Below are 22,360 nucleotides of genomic sequence, written 5' to 3' on the forward strand. Positions count from 1 at the left end.
CATGGGCAGGCCCTGATCATGCGTCAGTTCGACTACATCGCCGAGATGATGGAGCTTGCGCTCCAGGACACGCCTACCTTGAGGATCAAGGGGCGGGTCACGCAGGTGATCGGCACCATCATCAAGGCCGTGGTGCCCACGGTGAAGGTGGGCGAGGTCTGCATCCTGCGCAACCCGGGAGAGGATTTCGAGATGAAGGGCGAGGTGGTGGGCTTCGCGCGCGATGCGGCCCTGCTCACGCCGATCGGCGATATGTACGGCATCTCCACCGCCACCGAAGTCATTCCGACCGGCCGTGCGCACATGGTGCCCGTGGGCCCGGGGTTGCTGGGCCGGGTGCTGGACGGACTGGGCCGCCCGTTGGACGAGGCGGAGCTCGGCCCGCTGGAAGCCAGCAAGTTCTATCCCGTGTTCGCGGAAGCGCCGGATCCGCTGAAGCGCCGCATCATCGCCCAGCCGCTGGAGCTGGGCGTGCGGGCGCTGGACGGCGTGCTGACCTGCGGCGAGGGCCAGCGCATGGGCATCTTCGCGGCGGCGGGCGGCGGCAAATCCACCCTCATGGGCATGCTGGTCAAGGGCGCGGACGTGGACGTGACCGTGGTGGCGCTGATCGGCGAACGCGGCCGCGAGGTGCGCGAGTTCCTGGAGCACGAGCTGGGCCGCGAGGGCCGGCGCAAGAGCGTCATCGTCTGCGCCACCAGCGACAAGTCCTCGATGGAGCGCGCCAAGGCGGCATACGTGGCCACGGCCATCGCCGAGTACTTCCGGGACCAGGGCAAGCGCGTGCTGTTCCTGATGGATTCCGTGACCCGTTTCGCGCGCGCGCAGCGCGAGATCGGCCTGGCCGCGGGCGAGCCGCCGACCCGCCGCGGCTATCCGCCTTCGGTGTTCGCGACCTTGCCCAAGCTGATGGAACGCGCGGGCATGAACGAGCACGGCTCGATCACCGCGCTCTACACCGTGCTGGTGGAGGGCGACGACATGACCGAGCCCATCGCCGACGAAACCCGCTCGATCCTGGACGGCCATATCGTGCTGTCTCGCAAGCTGGGCGCGGCCAACCACTATCCCGCCATCGACGTGCTGGCCTCGGCCAGCCGAGTGATGAACGCGGTCATCACGCCCGAGCACAAGCGGGCGGCGGGCCGGCTGCGCGAATTGATGGCCAAGTACCAGGAGGTGGAGCTGCTGGTGAAGATCGGCGAATACAAGCGCGGGGGGGACGCCGTCACGGACGAGGCCATCGACAGGATCGGCGCGATCAATACCTTTCTGCGCCAACGCACCGACGAGCGCGCGACCCTGGCCGAAGCCCTGGCGCGCATGACTGAAATCGTGGGGGCGCAATGAGCGTGTTCGACGAGCTGCTGGCGATCAAGCGTTTCCGCGAAGGCCAGGCCGAGATCGCCGTGTCCCGGCAGCGCCTGCGCCACGCCGAGGCGGACGCCGCCAGGCGCGCGTCCGAAGCGGCGCTGGCGTCCTTCCGGAACGAGGCGGTCAGGCATGAACAGGCCTTGTACCGCGACCTGTGCAGCCGGGTGGTTCGCGTGCGAGAGATCGAGACCGTCCTGCAGGACGTGGCGGGGCTGCGCGAGGGCGAGCGCAGGCACGAGCAGGCGGTCGAGGCCGCCGGGCGCCGGCTGGACGAGGAGGCCCAGGCGCTGGCGGTCAGCCGCCAGCAGCACCAGCTGGCCGTGCGTCTGACGGGAAAGTTCGTGGAGCTGGCGCGCATCCACCTGGACGAGCACATGAAGGCGCTGGAGCAGAAGGAAGACCTGGAAATGGAAGAGGCCGCCTCGGTGTCGCGCGACCGCGAAGACTGGGAGCAGCACGAGGAGTTCGAACCCGCATGAGCATGGACCGACGCATCGGGCTGGAAACGGCCATTCCCCAGGGCATGGGAACGCTGTCGAATTCCGACGGCCACGCCGCGGGCCGCCAGGCGAGCGACGCCGACCGCCAGGCCTTCGACCGTGCCATGTCGAAAAGCGAGACCGAGACGGCTCCCGCGCCGGCGGCCGCGCCTTCGCCGTTCTCGCTCTTCGGCGCGGCGGCCCCTGGCGCCGCGCCGGCCGGCGGCCAGGCGCAGGGCCTGGCCCGGGCCTTGAGCGACAGCGCCGAGCAACTGCTGGTGGCCGACGGCAGCAACGGCCGGCGGCAGGTCCGCGTGGAATTGAAGGACGACGTGCTGCCGGGCGTCAGCGTGTCGGTCTACGAAGAAGAAGGCCGCTGCGTGGCCGATTTCATTTGCGCCAACGAGCGCTCGCGCGAACGCCTTTGCGCCATGGCGCCCGAGCTGGCGGCTCAGCTGGCGGCAAGCCTGGACCGGCCGACGCGGCTGCGGGTGAGTACGGACGACCCGGAAGACCCTTGCCTGGCGGAGACCGATGCCGCGGCGCCGGTCCGCTGACTACCCCTGTATCCCCATGACTGCCAGCACGCAACCCTCTCTTCATTCTTATCCATTGCCGCGCCTGAGCGGCAATGTAGCGCGCGCCCGCAGCTTGATCGCGCATCATGGCGCCGACCTGCGGATCACGCTGACGCCGCCTGCCGGCGCGCAAGCTGAATCCGCTGCCTGGCGGCTCGGTTTCACGCCGGGCGTGCCCGACGCGGTGCGCCAGTCGGCAAGCCTGTCAGCCGATCTGGAATGGGCCGGCGCCCGTCTGCGGCTGGGATTGCCGCCTGCGGCGATCGATGCCTGGCTGAGGGCCCGCCTGCCTGGCATCGATCCGGGCGCCGTGCCCGAGCCCCTGATCGCCACGGCTATCGAGGCGCTGCTGGCCGAGGCGATGGCGGCGCTGAACGCAGCGTCGCCCGGCGGCCCGGCGCGGGTGGTGGGCCTCGGCGGCGCGTCCACGGACCTGCCCCAATCCTGGACGATCGCCGCCCTCAACCCGGCCAACGGCGACACCGTCCATGCCTCCCTGGACACGGATGGGCTGGGGTTGATGTTGCTGGCGAACCTGGTCGGCCGCGCCGAGCCGGCCGGCAACGGCCTCGACCTGGACGCGGTGCCGGTGCGCGTCGGCGCGCGCCTGGGCTGGACGGACCTGCCGGCCTCCGAACTGCGCGGCCTGCGGCCGCGCGACACCATCTTCCTCGACCACTACCTGGTGTCTCCGGAAGGCGAACTGTGGCTGACGGCGGGCGGGCAGGGCCTGCGCGTGCGCCGCGAACAATCCTCTTACCTCGTTACCCAAGGCTGGACTTCCCTTATGACCGAGACGCCTCAACTGCCGGCGGATGCCGAGTCCGGCGCCAGCGCCCCGTTCGATATGGACGCGATACCCGTGCGGTTGACGTTCGAACTGGGCGAACGCCAACTGACCCTGGGCGAACTGCGCCTGCTGCAGCCGGGGGAAACCTTCGACCTGGAGCGCCCGCTGGCGGACGGGCCCGTGATCGTGCGCGCCAACGGGGCGCTCGTGGGCACGGGCGAGTTGGTGGAGATCGACGGCAGGATCGGCGTGACCCTGCGCAGCCTGGGCAAGGCCGGCGCATGAGCGGGGGAGCGGATCCCATCAGCCTGGCCGTCGTCCTGGCGCTGTTGGCGCTGGTGCCGCTGGCCGCCGTCATGACGACGTCCTTCCTCAAGATCGCCGTGGTGCTGACCCTGGTGCGCAACGCCCTGGGCGTGCAGCAGGTGCCGCCCAACATGGCGCTCTACGGCCTGGCGCTGATCCTGTCCGCCTATGTGATGGGGCCGGTGGTCATGCAGATCGGGGACGAGTTGCGGGCGCCGCCGGCCGCCGTGGCGCCGGGCGCTCCGGCGCCCGACCGGCTGGAGGGCATCATGGATGCGGTGGCGCGGGGCGCGGAGCCCATGCGCGGCTTCATGCTGAAGAACAGCAGGCCCGAGCAGCGGGATTTCTTCGTGCGCACGGCGCGCGGCCTGTGGGGCGAGCAGGCCGCCCGCAACCTGAAGGAAGACGATCTGCTGGTGCTGATCCCATCCTTCCTCGTGTCCGAACTGACCGCCGCCTTCCAGATCGGATTCCTGCTGTACCTGCCTTTCGTCATCATCGATCTCATCGTGTCCAACATCCTGCTGGCGATGGGCATGATGATGGTGTCGCCGGTCACCATTTCCATGCCCCTGAAGCTGTTCCTGTTCGTCATGGTCGACGGCTGGACGCGGCTGATCCAGGGCCTGGTCCTGTCCTACGGCTGAGCGCGCCATGGCTACCGTCGATCTCGTTTCCTACATGACCCAGGCGCTGTACCTGGTGCTGTGGCTGTCGCTGCCGCCGATCGCGGTGGCGGCCATCGTGGGAACCCTGTTTTCGCTGTTCCAGGCGCTGACCCAGATCCAGGAGCAGACGCTGTCGTTCGCGGTGAAGCTGATCGCCGTGTTCGCCACCATCCTGCTCACGGCGCGCTGGCTCAGCGCCGAGCTCTATAACTTCACGGTCTCCGTGTTCGACCTCTTCTACAAAATCCACTAGGGGCGGCGCGCACAGATGATCTCGGGCATCACCTACGCAGAGGCAAAAGTCTTCCTGGGCACGCTGGCATTGACGCAGCCCCGGATACTGGCGCTGTGCGCGATGCTGCCGCTGTTCAACCGGCAGTTGCTGCCGGGCATGCTGCGCTACGCCCTGTGCGCCGCCATCGGCATCGTGCTGGTGCCGGCGCTGGCGCCGCGCTACGCGGTCATGGAACTGGGCACGCTGGACATTGCGCTGCTTGTGGTGAAGGAAGTGTTCGTCGGCATGGTCATGGGCTTTCTGGTGGCCATCCCGTTCTGGATCTTCGAGGCAGTGGGTTTCGTCGTCGACAACCAGCGCGGCGCCAGCCTGGGCGCGACGATCAACCCGGCCACGGGCAACGACTCTTCGCCCATGGGCATTCTGTTCAACCAGGCCTTCATGGTGTTCTTTCTGGTGGGCGGGGGCTTCGCGCTGATGCTGACCATGCTGTATGACAGCTTCCGGCTCTGGGACCTGTGGGACTGGGCGCCCACGCTGCGCAGGGAAAGCGTCCCGCTGATGCTGGACCAGCTGGGCCGCTTCCTGCGGCTGACGCTGCTGTTCGCCGCGCCGGCGATCGTGGCCATGTTCCTGGCCGAAGTGGGGCTGGCCCTGGTCAGCCGTTTTGCGCCGCAGCTGCAGGTGTTCTTCCTGGCCATGCCCATCAAGAGCGCGCTGGCGCTGCTGGTGATGGTGCTCTACATGAGCACGCTGTTCGAGTACGCCGCCGAGGCCACCGGCCAGATCGGTTCCGCGCTGCCTTTTCTCGACAACCAATGGCGGGCGCCATGAGCGGCGAAAAGACAGAACAGCCCACTGGAAAGAAGCTGCGCGAGGCCCGGCAGAAGGGCGACGTCGCCCACAGCAAGGACTTCACTCAGACCTTGCTGGTGCTTGCGCTGTTCGGCTACATGCTGGGCAACGCGCACGGCATCGTGGAGTCGCTGGGGCGGCTGATCCTGCTGCCTGCCACGCTCGTCGGCATGCCGTTCGAGCGGGCGCTGCCCGTCGCGCTGGACGCGGCGCTGCGCGAGGCGGTGACGCTGGTGCTGCCCTTCGTGCTGATCGTGCTGATCGTCGGTATGTTCTCCGAGTTCCTGCAGGTGGGCGTGCTGCTGGCCTTCGAAAAGCTCAAGCCTTCGGCCAAGAAGCTCAACGTGATGGCCAATCTGAAGAACATCTTCTCGAAAAAGAATCTGGTCGAACTGCTGAAGTCCATCGTCAAGATCGCATTTCTTTCCGTATTGGTCACCCTGGTTGTGCGCGATGCGCTCCCGGAGCTGATGGCCGTGCCGCATAGCGGCCTGGCCGGGCTGGAAGCGGGCGTGGGCGGCATGATGCGCACGCTGGTGGTGAACATCGCGTTCGCCTACGTGGTGATCTCGCTGGCCGACTTCGTCTGGCAGCGCATGCAGTACCGCAAGGGGCTGATGATGAGCAAGGAAGAGATCAAGCAGGAATTCAAGGAGATGGAGGGAGACCCCCACATCAAGCACAAGCGCAAGCACCTGCACCAGGAAATGGTGATGCACGGCGCGGTTTCGAGCGCGCGCAAGGCCTCGGTGCTGGTGACCAACCCGACGCACCTGGCGATCGCCATCTACTACGAACCCGACGAAACGCCGCTGCCCGTGGTGCTGGCCAAGGGCGAGGGCGCGCTGGCCGAGCAGATGATGCGGGCCGCGCGCGAGGCGGGCGTGCCCATCATGCAGAACATTCCGCTGGCGCGCGCGTTGATGGCCGACGCGCAAGCCGACCAATACATCCCGAGCGAGCTCATCGAACCCGTTGCCGAAGTGCTGCGGCTGGTGCGCAAGATGGCCGCCGATCCGGAACAGCAACCATGACATCCGTCCCACATCCCCTGATTTCGGCCTATGCGAGCCGCCATGGCCTGCCGGCCCCTGTCCGCGCCGATGGCCGGCTCACCGTCGTGATCGACGATACCTACCGCGTGCATCTGCAGGCGGCGCCGGACGGCTGGCTGGCGCTGACCTGCCGCCTGTGCGCGCTTCCCGAAGAGGGCGCCGCCCGCGACGCGCTGGCGCGCGAGACCGGCAAGCTGGCCGCGGGCATGTTGAGCCGTCATGCGGCCGCCTGCGTCGTGGATCCGCAGGGCAGGGCATTGTGGCTGCAGCAGACATTGAGGCCCGGCAGCAGCGCGCTGGCGCTGGACGAGGCTTTGGGCGCCTTCGCCAACGCCCTGTCTTTCTGGGCGGGCGCGCTGCGGCGGCTGGCATGAACAAGATATCCGGGACCGTTACCCGAGGAGATAGAGTGTTGAAGCGGATGATTCTGGCGACCGCGCTGTCGCTGGGCCTGGCGGGCGGCGCGCAGGCGGCGCCGAACTGGCCCAATGTGCCTTATAGCTATTACGCGCGCGAAGAAAACCTGCAAACGTTGTTGCGCGAGTTCGCCGGCGGCTTCAGCCTGTCGCTGCAGATCGGGCCCAACGTCACGGGCACGGTCAACGGCAAGTTCAACGCCAACACGCCGACCGAATTCCTGGACCGCCTGGGCGGCGTCTACGGCTTCAACTGGTTCGTCTATGCGGGCACGCTCTTCGTCAGCCGCACGAACGACATGAAGACGCGCTCGGTCAGCGCCATGGGCAGCTCCATCAGCGCCTTGCGCCAGGCATTGGTGCAACTGGGCATCCTGGACCCGCGCTTCGGCTGGGGCGAACTGCCCGATCAGGGCATCGCGCTGGTGTCGGGCCCGCCCGGTTATGTGGATCTGGTCGAGCGCACCGTCGCCGCGCTGCCGATGGGCGCCGGCGGCCAGCAGGTTGCGGTGTTCCGCCTGAAGCACGCTTCGGTCAACGACCGCACCATCAGCTACCGCGACCAGAAGGTCGTGACGCCGGGCCTGTCCACCGTGCTGCGCAACCTGATCACGGGGGGCGGAGGCGGGAACAACAATGAAACGCTGGCCGCCATTGCCGCGCCGCTGCGCGACAACCCGCCGGCCTTTCCACAGGTCAATGGCGGTCCCGCCGCCGACAGCGCGCCGACTCTGGCGGCGGCGGGCATGCAGGCGCCGGCCCTGGTCGGCAAGCCGGGTCTGCGCCTGCGCGAGCCGACCGTGCAGGCAGATGCGCGCCTGAATGCCATCATCGTGCAGGACATCCCGGACCGCATCCCCATCTATCGCAGCCTGATCGAACAGCTGGATCTGCCCAGCACGCTGGTCGAGATCGAGGCGATGATCGTGGACGTGAACTCGGATCTGGTGAACGAGCTGGGCGTCAACTGGGGAGCCCGAGCGGGCTCGGCCAGCTTCGGCTACGGCAACCTGGCGCTGGCGCCCAGCGGCGGCCTGCCGGTGGACGGCACCGCGGGGCTGTCGCCCGGCACGATCGGCGTCAGCGTGGGCACCAACCTGGTGGCTCGGCTGCGCGCCTTGCAGACCAAGGGCCAGGCCAACATCCTGTCGCAGCCGTCGATCCTGACGGCGGACAACCTGGGCGCCATGATCGACCTGTCGGACACGTTCTATATCCAGACGCGCGGCGAGCGCGTGGCCACGGTGACGCCGGTCACGGTGGGCACGTCGCTGCGGGTCACGCCGCGGCACATCGAATCGCGGGACGGCGCGCGCGTCGAGCTGACCGTGGACATCGAGGACGGGCGCATCCAGGAAGAGCGCCAGATCGACAACCTGCCCACGGTGCGCAAGAGCAACATCAGCACGCTGGCCGTCGTGGGCAACGACCAGACGCTGCTGATCGGCGGCTACAACAGCAGCCAGAACAGCGAACAGGTCGACAAGGTGCCGTTCCTGGGAGACATCCCGGGCCTGGGCATCTTCTTCTCCAACAAGTCCAAGACGGTGCAGCGCCGCGAGCGTCTGTTCCTGATCCGGCCCAGGGTAGTCGCGGTCAACGGCGAGGTGGTGCGCACGCCCGGCGCGGCGTCGAACACCGCGCCCATGCTGAACGCGACCTGGGGCGGCGTGGACAGGCCCATGACGGCGGGCCAGTACCTGGATCTGGCGCAGAGCCAGCGCACGCGGGTGCTGTTCGAGCCGAATGTGACGGTGCGCGCCAGCGGCGGGCCGGTGCGGGCATCGGAGTGGCTGCAGGTCTCGCCCGCGATGGAGCCCATCCTGGAGGGCAAGTCGAACGCTACCCAGGGGCCGGTCATCCAGGTACAACCGGTGGCCGCGCCGGGCACGGGCCGGGCGCCGTAGGGCAAGGGGCGGTTCAGCCGTCCAGCCGCAGGCCCTTCTGCGCCAGCTTTTCGCGCAGCGCCGAGCGGGCGCGGGAGAGGCGGCTGCGCACGGTGCCGATGGGCACCGTCAGCAGCGCGGCGGCTTCTTCGTAGGAAATGTCGTCCAGCCCGACCATGAGAAGGATGTCGCGCATGTTTTCGGGCAGCTCGTCCAGGGACTCCTGGAGCAGGGCCATGGTCTGGTTCTGCTCCAGGACGCGGTCGGGGGAAAGCGCGGATGACGCCTGTTCTTCCAGCACGCTGTCGCTGACGAAGGCATGGCGCCGTTCGGGGGCGCGCGACAGGTGGTTGCGGACCAGATTCAGCGCGATGCCGTAGAGCCAGGAAGACAGCTGCGACTCGCCGCGGAAATTGCGGTAGGAGCGGGCCGCCTCGACGAACGCCTGCTGGGCCAGGTCCTCGGCTTCGCTGGTATTGCCGATGTGCTTGATGATGAAGCGCTGCAAACGGCTGGAATGGTCGCGCACCAGGTCCCGCAGCAGGTATTCGTCGCCCGGGTCCCAGCCCGGCCCTTCTTCGTCGGAGCGAATGGGCGGCATGTCCACCTCGGAGGAAGCGGGTTTGCTGTCGCTGGGGTAGGTCATGGGGCGGCGAAAAGAAACGTGTCTTAAGCTACTAGTTACTACCGAAATGACGAATTATGGCAGCTTAACTCCGTCACAATATTTCGAAAATGGAAATATTGGGCCAAAATTCGGCTTTATACGGCTAGATATGTAAAAACAAGTAAGTGATATCCGTCAGGTTCCGCCTGACGGAAACTAGAGGGCCTTGAGCAGGTCCCGCAGCCAGCCGGCGGCGGTCGCGAGGGCGACCGGGCTTTGCCCCGAGCGCGCCGCCTGGTCGAAGCGGGCCTCCATGGCCTGGTCCAGCGCGGCCCGGCGCTCGGCGTCCAGGGCCGCGGGCTGAACGCCCGCGTCCTTGCAAGCCTGCTGGAATGCCGGGGTGTTGCCCGCGGCGGAAGTGGCCAGGCGCGTCATGAAGTCCACGCCCGAGAGGGCATGGCTGGAGGTTTCGGCCATATCGATGGCGGCGGCCACGGTACGCGCCGACAGGGGCTTGCCGGGGTTGGGTTCCAAACCGAGTTCGCGCGATACGGCGCTGGCGATGCCCTGCCCATAGCTCTGCGCCAGCGTCTGGGCAAACATTGCGGTCGTGTCGACATCGGGGGCCACCCAGGCCACGCTGCGGCCGCCGGGCGTGGTGCCCGTGCCCAGCACTTGCAGCTTGCCGCCCGCTATATCGACGTAAACGTCCTGGCCGCCTTCCGCCGCTTTGGCGAAGGCATCCAGGGAAATGAATGGCGACGAAGGGGTAACCGATGAAATTGTCATGCAGCCAAGAAATCCGGCGTGTCCGATACGTGGCCGTGGCGGTCCTACGACCCTGTGCGTGAGTAACCCAAGGTCTACTTTAGTTCCACGGCCGAGCACGCGCCTTATTCTATGTCATTGCGCCGGCCGGGACGAAACACGGGGTTACTGCGCCTCGTAGACTTCGTCCGCCGCCAGCAGGATATCCACGGGCGGATCGAAGCCGATCACGCGCGCCGTTTCGAGGTTCAGCGCGATTTTGGCCGGGTCGATCCATACCTGGGACAGCTCGCGCGGCTTGGCGCCGTTGAAGATGCGCGCCATCGTTTCGGCGTAGAACAGGCCCACGTACGAATAGTCGGCCTGCGCCAGGCTCAACAGCAGGCCGTGCTTGACCTCCTCGGATCCCAGCATCGCAAAGCTGGGCACCCGCGCCTGGCGGAGGATCTCGGCCACGGTGTCGATGGACGCCGGCGTCACGCCCCGGTGCACGGTCACGTAGGCGGCGTCCACCTGCGGCGCGAGCTTGGCATAGCATTCCACCGCATTGCGCGTGGCGACCTCGGGCGAAACGCCGTTGGACGGCGCATTGCAGGACAGCACCTCGAAATGCTGTTCGCGGGCCACCTGTTCCACGGCCGCGACGGCGCTGTAGGTGCGGCCTTCCGGGCTGTCTTCGTAGACGAGCCCCAGCCGCTTGAAGGGCACGATTTCGTGGAACAGGCGCACCTGCCGCTGATAGCGCTCGGGCTGGACGCGCGCGTGCAGGTTGTCCTGCCCGCTGTCCTGGGCCGAACGGGTGATGCGCGCGCCGATGGCGTCGCTGGTGGAGGCCACGACGGTCGGCACGGGCGTGCCCATGGCGGCCATGTCCTGGCCTGCCCAGGTGCCCATGGCGATGATGAGGTCTATGTCGCGCCGAGCCGTGAGGCGCTGCTTGATGGCGTCGCGCACCGCGGGGCGCCGCGCGGCGTCGAAATTGCCCGGCTGCCACCAGGCGTCGCGCACGAATTCCAGCGTGTCGCTGCGGACGTTGTCGGCCAGGAAATCCCACATCTGCCGGCCGTTGAGGCCGTCGGGCATGGCGGGCAGGCTGAGCCAGCCGAGTTTCTGCAGTCCTTCGACGGTGACCCGGAGCGTGCGGGGGTACTCGCTGTAGTCGCCGCTCTCGAAGTACCCGATGCGCCACTTCGCGCCGTCGGGCTTGGCCGCGGGCTTGGTCGGAAACACTTGGGCGGCGGGCGTCGCGGCCGTCTGCGCCATGCTCGCCGAGGGCGCCAGCAAGGCCAGGCAGAGCATAAGAGTGGGCAGCGATTTCTTCATGGGCGGCGGATCACGATCAATGTGATGTCATCGGATTGTTCCGCGCCGTCGGCGAAGGCCTGCACGTCCTCGAGCAGACGTTTGGAGAGCTTGGCCGAAGGCACGGGGGGATTGGACAGGACGGCCAGCAGGCGCGGATCGCCGTACTGGGCGTTGTTCGGATCGACGGCCTCGGTAATGCCGTCGGTGTAGCCCACCAGCATTTCGCCGGGCGCCAGCACGGCGGAAAGGCCGCGGTACTCCAGGCCTTCCTGCACGCCGCACGCGGGGCCGCTGCGTCCTTCCAGCAGGCGCACGGCGCCGTCTGCGCCGACTACCGCCGGCGGCAGGTGGCCCGCGTTGGCCCACTGCAATTCGCCGGTGGTCAGGTCCAGCACGCCCAGCAGAAGCGTGACGAACATCATGTTGGGATTGTTCTCGGAGAGCCGGTTGTTGATCTTCTGCATCATCAGCGCCGGATCCGTTTCATCTTCGGCCGTGGCGCGGATGAGCGTGCGGGTCACCGCCATGAACAGCGCGGCGGGCACGCCCTTGTCGGACACGTCGCCGATGGCCAGACACAGGCGTCCGTCGGGCAGCGTGAAGTAGTCATAGAGATCCCCGCCCACCTCCTTGGCAGGCAGCATTACCGCGTTCAGGTCGATCTGGTCGCGCGTGGCGCTGGACAGGGGCACGGGCAGCAGGCCCAGCTGGATCGCGCGGGCGATGTTCAGCTCGCTTTCGAAGCGTTCGCGCGCGGTGGTCTCGCGCATCAGGCGGGCGACGTTCTCGCGCAGCTTGTCGTTCATGAACAGGAAGGAGGCGGCGAGCCGGCCGACTTCGTCCTTGTGCTTGTCCGGCAGCGCGGCGATGTGCGCCGGCACGCTGGCCGCGGCCGTCAGGTCCTGTTCGGGCAGCTGGCGGGCATAGCGGGTCAGCGTTTCGAGCGGTCGAACGATGCGCGCGGCCACCAGCCAGGCGCAGACCAGGGCCACCAGCATCATGCCCGCGAAGATCAGGGCCTGGCGGTTCAGCAGTTCGCGCGCGGGCGCGGTCAGGTCGCTTTCCGGCACGGCGGTCACCAGGGTCCAGCCCAGCGGCGCGAAGCGCGCGCTGTCGATCTGCCAGGGGCCGCCGCCGCCGTCGAACCGCAGGCTTTGCGGCTTGCCGCCCGCGTCCTGGCGGGCCAGCAGGCTGCGCAGCGTTTCGCCCTTGCCGTCGCGGGCGTCGAGCAGGCCTGCCCGCCGTTCGGGCAGGGGCACCACCATCCGGCCATCGTCGGCGGTGATGAAGATGAAGCCGGACTGCGCCAGCGTCAGCTTGGATAGCATGCCCCGCACCGAGTTTTCCATCTGTTCGCGGCGCGTCTGGATCTGGTCGATGACGTCCTGCGCGCTGTCCGTGATGACGAAAACCCAGTTCCACGGCCGGAAGTAGCCGAAGTAGGCGTAGCGCGTCTCGCTGTCGCCGCGCTGCGCGGACGGCGGCCAGCGGTAGATGGCGAAGCCGTATCCGGAGCTGCGGCTTTCTTCGTACAGGGCCTGGGCGAGGGGACGGTTCTTGAAGTCGGACAGCTGCGACAGGTCGCGGTCGATCATGTCGGGATTGCCGCTGGCCACCACCTGGAAATCGGCGTCGTAGACAAAGGCGTAGCGGCGGTCGTCAAGCTTCAGGCGGTTGATCCAGGCGCGCGCCATGCCGCGCGCCGCGCCGGGCGTCATGAGCCCGCGCTCGGCCATGTCGGCGTAGGAATTCAGCGCGGCCGCAACCACCGTGCCCGTCTGCATCAGTTGGCGGCGGCCGCTGCGCACCGTCGTGATCTTGTCGGCGAGCAGCGCGCCCCAGCGGGCCTCGGCATCGCGCAGCACCAGCTCCATCACGTTGTTGACGGCGTGGTGCTCGCTGTTCATCACCGTGCGCGTGACATTGCGCTGCGTCGTCAGCATCACGAACGCGGCCACCGCCAGAAGAAGCGCTACGACCAGAAGAAAAATCTTGCTACGCAGCGACCTGGCGGGCATGGACTTGGAGGCGGTGGAGGAGCGTGAGGGTGTAAAAAAAGATGCAAATTGCATTAATTGTAAATACCATTGTCGCCCGTGTGTAAATACTTTGCGGTGTTTCAGCCTCATGCGTAGCGAGCCTATTCAAATCGTGCTGGAAGGACTGAGACGCCGCCCGGTACTCGAAGTCACGCTGGCCTGCCTGGCCGTCCTGTTGCTGGCCCAAGCGCTGATCGGCGCATTGAGCCTGTCCGCGTTGAACCGGCTGGTGGTGGACACCACCGCCGACCGCGTGGAAGTCATCGCCCGCCGGGCGGCGGGCAATATCGAAAACGGATTGCGGCTGGGCAAGCCGCTGGAGCAATACTTCGGCCTGCGCGACGGCCTTCAGGACAGCGTATCGGGATCGCGCGACCTGCTTGGCGCCGCGGTGTTGCGGGCCGACGGCCGGACGCTGGCCGTGCAGGGCGAATTGCCCGAAGGCGCGGCCGCGCTCGCGCAGGCGCTGGATCCCGCGGCGGGCCGCGACAAGCACGCGGCGCGGCGCGCGTCCGGCGCGCTCATGTCGGCGGCCGACGGCACGGTGACGCTGGCCGTGCCCCTGGCGGGCGCGGGCGGCAATGTCGCCGGCGCCGTGGTCCTGTCTGCGTCCAAGGACGGCGAGGCCAGCCGCAGGCTGATCGTGGACAACCTGCAGGTGCTGCTGGCCGTCACCGCGCTGGTGGGCCTGGGCCTGGCGGCCGTGTTCAAGTACCTGGTGCCGCTGACCTCTCTTGCCGCCGGCGGCCGCGCGCGTTTCGTCGTGCCGCTGCTGGCGCTGATGCTGGCCCAGGGCGTCTATGCCGCCTACACGATCTCCACGTTCCGTTCGGGCTGGCTGGAAGTCACGCGCAACAATGTCGGCCTGCTGGCCGAAGGCCTGCAGCGCGATCTGAACCGGGTGCTCGGCTACGGCCTGACGCTGGATCGGCTGCGTGGCGTGGACGCGCCATTCTCGCGCCTGGCGGCGACCTTTCCCGCCGTGTCGCAGATCGAATTGGTGGATGGCGCGGGCCGCGTGCTGAGCCGCGCCGACGCAAAGGGCGCGCTGGACGTGGCGGGCCTGCCGGTAGCGCGTCCGCGTTCCGACGACCTTACCCTGGTGCTGCCGCTCGGCGCGTCGAATCCCAATCCCCGGGCGCGGGGCGATCTGGTGCTGCGCTTGTCCGACGAGGTGATCGCGGCGGGCGTGCGCGGCCGGGCGCTGGACGCCGTGACCGTGGTGGCGGTGGCGCTGGTGGCCGCCATCGAGATGCTGCTGTTGCTGTCGCTGCTGATGAACCGCGCCTTTGCCGCGCGAGCGACCCTGCCCGACGGCAGCCGCGTCGGGCCCGATGACGAGTCCGAGATCGGACGCATCGCCCGGCCCGTGATGTTCGGCTTCCTGTTCGCCTGGGCGCTGCCGCTGGGCTTTCTGCCGCTGTATGCGCGCAGCCTGCCGGCCGGCGGACTGGATCTGCCGGCGAATCTTCTGCTGGCGCTGCCCATCTCCGTCGAGATGGGATGCGGCCTGCTGACCTCGCTGCTCGCCGGCAGCCTGACCGACCGCAAGGGCTGGCAGGTGCCTGTGCTGGCGGGGCTGGCGGTGTCGTGCGCGGGCATGCTGGCCTGCGCGGCGGCGGACAATCTGCTGATGTTCAGCGCGGCGCGCGGTCTGGTGGGCCTGGGGTATGGCCTGACCTGGATGGGGCTGCAGGGCTTCATCGTCACGCGCAGCCCCGCGCAATATCGCGGCCGCAACATGACCGGCGTGATCGCCGGCCTGTTCGCGGGGCACCTTTCCGGCGCCGCGGTGGGCGCGATGCTGATGGAGCAGACGGGGTTCCGCGCCGTGTTCGGCGTGGGCGCGGCGATGCTGGCGCTGCCGTTGGCCGGCGTGCTGGTGCTGATGCGGCCGTACATGGACCGCGGCCGCGGACGGGCGGCGCGGGCGGCGGCGCGCACGCGCGCCCGGCTGTCCGATACCTTGCGGCTGCTGTGCACCCGCGACTTCGGCCTGCTGCTGCTGGGCAGCGTCATTCCCTTTTCGATTGCGCAGGTGGGCCTGCTGTCGTTCGCGCTGCCGCTGTATCTCGAAGCCGAGGGGGTGGCGGCATCCAGCATCGGGCGGGTCCTGATGATCTACGGGCTTTGCGTGATCTACGTGGGGCCGCTGATGGGCCGCGTGGTGGACCGCAGCCGCATCAAGAAAAGCTGGATCGTGCTGGGAGGACTGGTCGGCAGCGTGGGCATGCTGGGCCTGTATTTCAACAGCGGCCTGCTGGCCGCCGCCGCGGCCGTGCTGTTGCTGGCGCTGGCCAGCTGCTTCGCGGGCGCATCGCAAGCGCCCTACATGCTGGCGCTGCCGGACGTGCAGCGCTATGGCGCCGCCGGAGCCACCAGCGTCATGCGCGCGGCCGACAAGCTGGGCCAGATGGCGGGGCCGCTGGTGGTGGGCGCCATGTTCGGGGCCGCGGGCATGGGCGCGGGCCTGGCGGCCACCGGCATCATCTATCTGTGCGCCACGCTGCTGTTCCTGATGCTGGCGCCCGCCCGGCCCAGGGACGGCGCGTCCTGACGCCCCGCCGCCCGGGCCGGGCGCTGCCCAGGAGGGCGCGCCTGGGCAGCGCCCGGCGCGCGCGCTGCCGCTCAAGGCCCCGCGTCCCGGCAGGCCAGCTGCACCGGCACGCGCGCGCTCAAGCCCGTGAGCAGCTCGGCGGCGATGGTGCCGGCCGAGGCCGCCACTTCCTCCACCGCCAGCCCGCAGGCGCCCCATAGTGTGACGGCGGCGCCGATGCAGGCATGCGGGACCGGCCCGAGATCCACGGCCATCATGTCCATCGATACGCGCCCCAGCAGCCGCGTGCGCACGCCGTCGACGACGACCGGCGTGCCGGTGGGGGCGTGGCGCGGATAGCCGTCCGCATAGCCGCAGGTGACGATGCCCACCGTGGTGGCGGAGGGCGCGAGGAACGCGCCGCTGTAGCCCACGCCCGCGCCGGCCTGCACGCGTTGTATGCCCACGATCTGCGAGTGCAGCGACATTGCGGGCCGCAGGTCCAGCTGCGCGGCGCTGCGATCGGCAAAGGGGCTGGCGCCGTAGAGCGCCAATCCAGGGCGCACCCATTGCGTGCCCGCCGCCAGTTCGCCATGCCGTAACAGGGCGGCCGAGTTGCTGGTCGACACCGGACCCGGCAGGTCCGCGATCACCTGGCGGAAGGCGGCGTCCGCCGCGCCCACGCCGTCGGCCTCATCGGCGCGGGCGTAATGGTTCAGATGCCCGATTTCCCCGACGAGGCCGCGGCGGGCAAGAGCGGCGGCCGCCTCGAATGCGGGACGGTAGTCGTCCGCCGAAAAGCCGGTGTGGTGGATGTCGCCGGCGTAGCGCAGCCAGATGGCCGGACGCGCGGCGAGCGGAGCCTGCGCTAGCCATTCGAGCTGGGCGGCATGCGTGATCACGAGGTGCAGGCCCGGCGAGTCGAGCAGCAGCGCATCCGCCGGCGAATAGAGCCCGCCGTAGACGAGGATGGGGCCATTCCAGCCGATCGCGCGGCAGGCGCGCGCCTCGTTCAAGTGCAGCACCGCCAGTCCGTCCGCCGCGCGCAGCGCGGGCAGGATGCGCGCAAGGCCATGCCCGTAGGCGTCCGCCTTCACCGTTGCCCAGAGCCTGGGGCCGCCGGAGCCCGCCGGCAACGCGGCGCGCAGGCGCGCCAGGTTGTGGCTTACGGCGCCCGCATCGATGCGGGCGTGCAGGGGACGGGCGGTCAGTCCTTCCGGTCGGTAGGGGGCGTTCACGGGCGGCATCAGTGCAAGGCGTCGCGCAACCGGCGCGCAGTCCATGCATGAGTGACAGTTGGGCCCGTTTTGTTCGGTACTTTCTGTCTATTGAAAAAAGAAACCGATAGTGTGATTCGATCGCTTGCGCCGCGAAGCTAGTCGGCGCGCGCGATCAGCGTCAGGCGGTTGCGGTCGCCGCTGCGCGCATAGCGCATGTCGTGCAGGTAATGCCGCATGAGCCGCAGGCCATGGCCGCCGATCTCGGCATCGTCCAACGTGGCCGCCAAGGGGGGAGGGGGCGTTTTCGTGGGGTCGTGGGGACGGCCGTTGTCCACGATTTCCAGCGCGACGCCGGTATCGTCCCGGCGGCACTGCAGCGTCACCGCGGGAGGAGAGCCCGCGGCCGCGGGATCGTCGAACGCGTAGTCCACGATATTGGTCAATGCTTCGTCCAGGCTCAGCGACAGTCCGAAGCCCAGCTTGGGCGGCCATGCGTCGCGTTCGGCAATTCCTTCGAGCCATTGCAGCGCGGCGGCAACGGCGTTCTGGTCGGGAACGAGGTCCAACGTATCGGGCTGAGGGGGCATGAGTCGCCTTGCGTTCAGTGGAGCACGTGCAGGCGCAAGTATGCACGATAGCCATGCGTGGCGAACAGAGTGTGAGAGACTGCGCCGGCTCGCGTATCATCTCGCCATCGCGCCGCCGTCCGCCTGCGCAGGTGCCGGGCGCCGGCCACTTTTCGGGAACCGCTATGAATCTCGCAATAGAAAAAATCGGAGAAGTCCTGGTTGTCTCGCCCGAAGGCCAGATCAACAGCGCCAACGCGGCGGGCGTCGAGTCCGATCTGCTGTCCCACGTGGAAAAGGGCGAAAGCCGCTTCGTGCTGGACCTGTCCAACCTGAACTACATTTCCAGCGCCGGCCTGCGCGTCGTGCTGGTGCTGGCCAAGCGGCTGAAGCAGGGCGCCGGCGCGCTGGTGCTGTGCGCCCTGCAGCCGCATGTGCGCGAAGTGTTCGATATCAGCGGCTTTCTCTCCATCCTGACGGTCGTCGACACGCGCGAGGACGCGGTCGCGAAGGTCGCCTGACGCGCGGGTTCAACCCTTGCGATGTTCGTAGGACGTGTCCAGCACGTCGTCTTCGGGCGTGATGACGCCGGGCTCGCCGGGGTCTGCAACGGCGCGTCCGCGCCGCGGCATGCCCGCGACGAGCTTGCTGCTCTGGTCGGGCATCGGCATGACTTCGGTGCCTTTGCGCGGATCGGTGGCGGCAGGCTTCTCGGTTTCGGCGGCCTTGGCGACGTTGGGATCTGGGGCAGTTTTCAACATGACGTTTGCTCCGCTTGCGGGCGTCCCGGGATGGCGACGCGCCTGATTCCAGCATCTTCATCTTAGGACGGCGCGGCGGCGCGGTGGCGCCCCTGGCCTGTCACGTTTGCAAGGGGCTGTTGCAGAGCCCGAACCTTATAATTTCCGGCGCCTCGCGGCTTTGCGGCATGGCGCCAGGTTTTCACTTTTTCCATACGCCTACCTTGACTGAATCCGTCGAACGCTCCCTCCATGCAGAACTCGTCGCCGTGCTCGTCGCCGTCACCCACGGCGAACCGCGAGTGCTGACGACCGAAGACGCGCGCGCCTTGCCGGCGGGGCCCTTCGAGCTGTCGCACCGTTCGCTGCAGGCGGGCCTGCGCGCCTGGGTGGAAGCGCAGACGCACCATCCTCTGGGCTATGTGGAACAGCTCTACACCTTTGCCGACGGCGACCGCTCCGACGAATCCGGGGCGCGCGTGATGTCGGTGAGCTACCTCGGGCTGACGCGCGAAGCCGGTGAAACCGGCGTGGCGCAGGTGGGCTGGCAGGACTGGTACCGCTATTTCCCCTGGGAAGACAGGCGCGCCGGCACGCCCGCGCTGCTCGACGAGCAGATCGTGCCGCGGCTGGCGGCCTGGTGCGAAGACAGCGCCGACGCCGCCGTGCGCAATCGCCGGCGGCAGCGTGCCGCCATCACTTTCGGGCTGGAAGGCGCCTCCTGGAACGAGGACATGGTGCTGCAGCGCTACGAATTGCTGTTCGAGGCCGGGCTGGTGCCCGAAGCGGCGCGGCGCGGGCGCGGCAGCGGCGCCGCGGTGCCTGGCGAGCCCATGCGCCACGATCATCGCCGCATCCTGGCCACCGGGATTGCGCGCCTGCGCGCCAAGATCAAGTACCGCCCCGTCGTGTTCGAATTGATGCCCGCGCAGTTCACCTTGCTGCAGCTGCAAATGGCCGTCGAGGCCTTGGCCGGGCGCGCGTTGCACAAGCAGAATTTCCGTCGCCTCATCGAGCAGCAGGCGCTGGTGGAAGAGACCGGTGAAATGGCGACCGGCACGGCCGGCCGGCCCGCGAAGCTCTTCCGCTTCCGCCGCGACGTGCTGCTCGAACGCGCCATCGCCGGCAGCAAATTGCCGCTGTCCCGCGCGCTCTGACGCTTGACAAGCCTTATGCTCGCTCTTAGCATAAGTGGTGCGCAATTCTTGCGCGCCTTTTTTTACTCTCAAAATACTCAAAATGAGCATTAAAGCCGCAGCGCCTTCGACCGCCTCCCGCCTGGCCGTCCCCCCTTTGCCGGAAGTCATGCTGGAGCCGCTGGTGCGCGCGGCCCTGCTTGAAGACCTGGGCCGCGCGGGCGATCTCACCACCGACGCCATCGTGCCGGCCGACGCCGTGGCGGAAACCCGGCTCGTGGCCCGCCAGGAGGGCGTGCTGGCCGGCCTGGACCTGGCGCGCCTGGCATTTCGCGCGATGGATCCGGGCATCGAATTCTCGGTGTCGCAGCGCGATGGGGCCGACCTGCGGCCCGGCACGGAAATCGCCCGCATACGCGGCAATGCCCGTGCCATGCTGACCGCCGAACGCGTGGCCCTGAATTTTCTGTGCCACCTGAGCGGCGTGGCCAGCGCCACGGCCTCCATCGCGCGCGCCATCGCGGGCCATGGCGCCCGGGTCACCTGCACGCGCAAGACCATGCCGGGCCTGCGCGCCGTGCAGAAGTACGCCGTGCGCGTCGGCGGCGGCAGCAACCACCGCCACGGGCTGGACGATGCGGTCCTGATCAAGGACAACCACATCGCGCTGGCGGGCGGCGTTGCCACGGCCGTCGAACGGGCGCGGGCCGGCGTCGGCCACATGGTGAAGATCGAACTGGAAGTGGACACGCTGGAACAGCTGGAAGTGGCGCTGTCCCTGGGCGTGGACGTGGTCCTGCTCGACAACATGAGCCTGGAAGACTTGCGCCGCGCCGTCGCCATGGCGCGCGGCCGCGCCATCACCGAGGCGTCGGGCCGCATCACGCCCGAAACCGCCGAGGCGGTGGCGGCCACCGGCGTGGACCAGATCGCCGTCGGCTGGATCACCCATAGCGCCAAGGTGCTCGATATCGGCCTGGACGCCTGAGTCTTTCCGCCACAGATCCGCAAATGAAACGCCTGTTTCGATCCGTTCTTCCGCTAGCCATGCTGTCGCTGGCCGCCTGCGGCAATCCGCCGTCGGGCGAGGCGCCCAAGGACGCCGCCTATCCGTCCCGCGCGATCACCATCGTCGTGACGTTCCCGCCCGGAGGCGGCACCGACCTGTTGGCGCGCCGCATCGGAGCCCGCCTGCAGGAGCAGCTGGGCCAGCCCGTGGTGGTGGAAAACCGCCCCGGCGCCAGCGGCAATATCGGCGCGCGCGCCGTGGCCGAGTCGCCGCCCGACGGCTACACGCTGTTGATGGTGAACAGTTCGTTCGCCATCAATCCGGGCGTCTACCGCAATCTGGGCTTTTCGCCCGCCAAGGATTTCGCGGCCGTCATCAACGTGGCGTTCGTGCCGTCGGTTTTCGTGGTGCCGGCTGCCTCGGACCTGCATGGCCTGGATGACGCGCTGGCGGCGGCAAGGGCGGGCAAGCCCCTGCCATTCGCGTCCTGCGGCAACGGCACGCCGCAGCACCTCGCCGGCGAGATGCTGGCGCGAGCGGCCGGCGCGCCCTTGCAGCACGTGCCTTACAAAGGCTGCGGGCCGGCGCTGACCGACGTCGTTGCGGGGCAGGTGGGCATGGGCGTGGTCACCGCGTCGAGCGCGGCGCCGTTGATCGCGGCCGGCAAGCTGCGCGCGCTGGCGGTTACCTCGCCGGCGCGTTCGCCGCTGATGCCCGCCGTGCCGACGGTCGCCGAGCAGGGCGTGCCCGGATACGCCCTGGACCAGTGGCATGGCCTGCTGGCGCCCGCGGCGACCCCGCCGGCGGTGGTTGCCAAGCTGAACGCGGAAGTGGCGAAGATCGTCCGCCGTCCCGACGTGCAGGCCTCTTTGCGCGAACAGGGCTTTACGCCCGCGAGCAGCACGCCGGGGGGCTTTCAGGACATGATCGCCGCCGACATGGACAGCTATGGGGCGCTGACCGCGTCGATCGGCTTGCGCGCGGACTAGGCGGCCGCCGCGCGGGCGTGCTGCTCCAGCTGCTCCTTCAGGCCGGGCTGCAGCTTGAGCTGGCGCGCCAGCTCGTCCAGGTAGGCGCGTTCCATGTAGCTTTCTTCGTCCACGACCAGCAGGCTGGCCAGGTACATCTCGGCGGCCATTTCGGGCGTGCGCGCCGATTGGGCCACGGCGGCCGGATCCAGCGGGCGCGAAAGCTCGGTTTCGAGCCAGCCGCGGTCCTGGGCATCCGACGACAGCTTGGCGAGTTCGGTTTCGAGCAGGGCGCGCTCTTCGGGGCCGATGTGGCCGTCGGCCTTGGCCGCGCCGATCATGGCGGTCAGCACGGCTGTGCTGTGCTGTTCGGCCTCCGGCGCCGGCAGGCGGTCCAGCGTCTGGGGCGGCGCGGCAGGCGCGCCGGCCTGGCTGCGCTGCCAGTCGCCGTAGGCGCGGTACGCCAGGGCGCCCAGCGCGGCCATGCCGCCGTACATGGCGACCTTGCCGCCGATCTTGCGGGCCTTCTTGCTGCCCAGGAGCAGCCCGAGGGCGCCCGCGCCCAGCGCGCCGCCTCCCAGGCCGGCCAGGAAGGACGATGAGCCGCCCTTGCCGCCCGTGGCGCTCTGCACGCGGTTCGTGGTGTCGGACAGCAGGCTTTGCCCGGATTGCAGCAGTTGATCGAGGAGTTGTCTGGCGCTCATGCGGCCCCCTATAGGTGTTCGGGTATTGCGGATAGGAATATCCGACCGCCATCGGGCCAGGAAGTTCAGCTGTCCGTCAGCCGTCGCGGGGCCGGGGTGGGGAGCCTGCGTCGCCAGGTG

23 protein-coding genes are annotated in these 22,360 nt (G+C 68.6%); 15 read left to right on the forward strand and 8 right to left on the reverse strand.

Annotation, left to right across the window (positions count from 1 at the left end; translation table 11 throughout):
• Window positions 1-18 precede the first annotated feature (18 nt).
• The 10 genes from sctN (at window position 19) to sctC (ending at window position 8,663) form a co-directional block, all read left to right on the forward strand.
• Window positions 19-1,350: a type III secretion system ATPase SctN gene (gene sctN, locus ACN6PJ_RS18260; RefSeq protein ID WP_427997256.1), complete on the forward strand. Its 1,332-nt coding sequence runs from the start codon at window positions 19-21 to the stop codon at window positions 1,348-1,350.
• Entirely contained in the window at window positions 1,347-1,853 is a 507-nt protein-coding gene (gene sctO / locus ACN6PJ_RS18265; RefSeq protein WP_427997257.1) for a type III secretion system stalk subunit SctO, read from the forward strand. Before sctN ends, sctO begins: the two co-directional genes overlap by 4 nt.
• Complete coding sequence (locus ACN6PJ_RS18270; RefSeq protein WP_427997258.1) at window positions 1,850-2,410, forward strand: hypothetical protein; 561 nt, start codon at window positions 1,850-1,852, stop codon at window positions 2,408-2,410. Before sctO ends, ACN6PJ_RS18270 begins: the two co-directional genes overlap by 4 nt.
• A 94-nt stretch (window positions 2,411-2,504) precedes the next feature.
• Window positions 2,505-3,506, forward strand: coding sequence for a type III secretion system cytoplasmic ring protein SctQ (gene sctQ, locus ACN6PJ_RS18275; protein ID WP_427997259.1), 1,002 nt, complete (start codon window positions 2,505-2,507; stop codon window positions 3,504-3,506).
• Window positions 3,503-4,174 carry a type III secretion system export apparatus subunit SctR gene (sctR, locus tag ACN6PJ_RS18280; protein WP_427997260.1) on the forward strand — a complete coding sequence of 224 codons (672 nt, stop codon included), beginning with the start codon at window positions 3,503-3,505 and terminating at the stop codon, window positions 4,172-4,174. The genes sctQ and sctR overlap by 4 nt, the downstream gene beginning before the upstream one ends.
• 7 nt (window positions 4,175-4,181) lie before the next feature.
• Window positions 4,182-4,448 (forward strand): type III secretion system export apparatus subunit SctS, encoded by a 267-nt coding sequence (sctS, locus tag ACN6PJ_RS18285; protein WP_043544872.1) that lies wholly within the window; start codon window positions 4,182-4,184, stop codon window positions 4,446-4,448.
• A 15-nt stretch (window positions 4,449-4,463) separates the two neighbouring features.
• Window positions 4,464-5,264: a type III secretion system export apparatus subunit SctT gene (sctT, locus tag ACN6PJ_RS18290; protein ID WP_427997261.1), complete on the forward strand. Its 801-nt coding sequence runs from the start codon at window positions 4,464-4,466 to the stop codon at window positions 5,262-5,264.
• Window positions 5,261-6,319 (forward strand): type III secretion system export apparatus subunit SctU, encoded by a 1,059-nt coding sequence (sctU, locus tag ACN6PJ_RS18295; protein ID WP_427997262.1) that lies wholly within the window; start codon window positions 5,261-5,263, stop codon window positions 6,317-6,319. The genes sctT and sctU overlap by 4 nt, the downstream gene beginning before the upstream one ends.
• Window positions 6,316-6,714, forward strand: a complete 399-nt coding sequence (locus tag ACN6PJ_RS18300) for a CesT family type III secretion system chaperone (protein ID WP_427997263.1) — start codon at window positions 6,316-6,318, stop codon at window positions 6,712-6,714. Before sctU ends, ACN6PJ_RS18300 begins: the two co-directional genes overlap by 4 nt.
• 47 nt (window positions 6,715-6,761) lie before the next feature.
• Window positions 6,762-8,663 (forward strand): type III secretion system outer membrane ring subunit SctC, encoded by a 1,902-nt coding sequence (gene sctC / locus ACN6PJ_RS18305; RefSeq protein ID WP_427997330.1) that lies wholly within the window; start codon window positions 6,762-6,764, stop codon window positions 8,661-8,663.
• A gap of 13 nt (window positions 8,664-8,676) precedes the next feature.
• On the opposite strand, the gene ACN6PJ_RS18310 is transcribed toward sctC, so the two are convergent.
• The 4 genes from ACN6PJ_RS18310 to ACN6PJ_RS18325 form a co-directional block, all read right to left on the reverse strand.
• Window positions 8,677-9,288 carry an RNA polymerase sigma factor gene (locus ACN6PJ_RS18310; RefSeq protein WP_427997264.1) on the reverse strand — a complete coding sequence of 204 codons (612 nt, stop codon included), beginning with the start codon at window positions 9,286-9,288 and terminating at the stop codon, window positions 8,677-8,679.
• Window positions 9,289-9,465: 177 nt separating this feature from the next.
• On the reverse strand, window positions 9,466-10,038 hold the full coding sequence (locus tag ACN6PJ_RS18315; RefSeq protein WP_427997265.1) for a hypothetical protein: 573 nt from the start codon (window positions 10,036-10,038) through the stop codon (window positions 9,466-9,468).
• Window positions 10,039-10,182: 144 nt separating this feature from the next.
• Window positions 10,183-11,340, reverse strand: coding sequence for an ABC transporter substrate-binding protein (locus ACN6PJ_RS18320; protein ID WP_427997266.1), 1,158 nt, complete (start codon window positions 11,338-11,340; stop codon window positions 10,183-10,185).
• Window positions 11,337-13,340, reverse strand: a complete 2,004-nt coding sequence (locus ACN6PJ_RS18325) for a SpoIIE family protein phosphatase (RefSeq protein ID WP_427997267.1) — start codon at window positions 13,338-13,340, stop codon at window positions 11,337-11,339. Before ACN6PJ_RS18325 ends, ACN6PJ_RS18320 begins: the two co-directional genes overlap by 4 nt.
• A gap of 109 nt (window positions 13,341-13,449) precedes the next feature.
• On the opposite strand from ACN6PJ_RS18325, the gene ACN6PJ_RS18330 reads away from it, so the two are divergent.
• Entirely contained in the window at window positions 13,450-15,918 is a 2,469-nt protein-coding gene (locus ACN6PJ_RS18330) for an MFS transporter (protein ID WP_427997268.1), read from the forward strand.
• A gap of 71 nt (window positions 15,919-15,989) precedes the next feature.
• Here the strand turns inward: ACN6PJ_RS18330 and alr are convergent, their stop codons facing one another.
• Both alr and ACN6PJ_RS18340 read right to left on the reverse strand, forming a co-directional pair.
• Entirely contained in the window at window positions 15,990-17,144 is a 1,155-nt protein-coding gene (gene alr, locus ACN6PJ_RS18335; RefSeq protein WP_427997269.1) for an alanine racemase, read from the reverse strand.
• 128 nt (window positions 17,145-17,272) lie between these two features.
• Complete coding sequence (locus ACN6PJ_RS18340) at window positions 17,273-17,704, reverse strand: ATP-binding protein (protein WP_427997270.1); 432 nt, start codon at window positions 17,702-17,704, stop codon at window positions 17,273-17,275.
• 164 nt (window positions 17,705-17,868) lie between these two features.
• Here ACN6PJ_RS18340 and ACN6PJ_RS18345 point away from each other — a divergent pair, with 164 nt between their 5' ends.
• Window positions 17,869-18,204, forward strand: a complete 336-nt coding sequence (locus ACN6PJ_RS18345) for an STAS domain-containing protein (protein WP_043544891.1) — start codon at window positions 17,869-17,871, stop codon at window positions 18,202-18,204.
• Between the two features lie 9 nt (window positions 18,205-18,213).
• Here ACN6PJ_RS18345 and ACN6PJ_RS18350 read toward each other — a convergent pair whose 3' ends face one another.
• Complete coding sequence (locus tag ACN6PJ_RS18350) at window positions 18,214-18,444, reverse strand: hypothetical protein (protein ID WP_427997271.1); 231 nt, start codon at window positions 18,442-18,444, stop codon at window positions 18,214-18,216.
• 167 nt (window positions 18,445-18,611) lie between these two features.
• Here ACN6PJ_RS18350 and ACN6PJ_RS18355 point away from each other — a divergent pair, with 167 nt between their 5' ends.
• From ACN6PJ_RS18355 to ACN6PJ_RS18365, 3 genes are all read left to right on the forward strand, one after another.
• Entirely contained in the window at window positions 18,612-19,580 is a 969-nt protein-coding gene (locus ACN6PJ_RS18355) for an NUDIX hydrolase (RefSeq protein WP_427997272.1), read from the forward strand.
• 82 nt (window positions 19,581-19,662) lie between these two features.
• Window positions 19,663-20,547 carry a carboxylating nicotinate-nucleotide diphosphorylase gene (gene nadC, locus ACN6PJ_RS18360; RefSeq protein ID WP_427997273.1) on the forward strand — a complete coding sequence of 295 codons (885 nt, stop codon included), beginning with the start codon at window positions 19,663-19,665 and terminating at the stop codon, window positions 20,545-20,547.
• A 23-nt stretch (window positions 20,548-20,570) separates the two neighbouring features.
• Entirely contained in the window at window positions 20,571-21,557 is a 987-nt protein-coding gene (locus ACN6PJ_RS18365) for a tripartite tricarboxylate transporter substrate-binding protein (RefSeq protein WP_427997274.1), read from the forward strand.
• Here the strand turns inward: ACN6PJ_RS18365 and ACN6PJ_RS18370 are convergent.
• A complete protein-coding gene (locus ACN6PJ_RS18370) occupies window positions 21,554-22,240 on the reverse strand; it encodes a tellurite resistance TerB family protein (protein ID WP_427997275.1) in 687 nt (228 codons plus the stop codon). The two genes, ACN6PJ_RS18365 and ACN6PJ_RS18370, sit on opposite strands and share 4 nt — an antisense overlap.
• Window positions 22,241-22,360: the final 120 nt, after the last annotated feature.

This window comes from Achromobacter sp. (assembly GCF_050285585.1).
GTDB lineage: Bacteria > Pseudomonadota > Gammaproteobacteria > Burkholderiales > Burkholderiaceae_B > Achromobacter.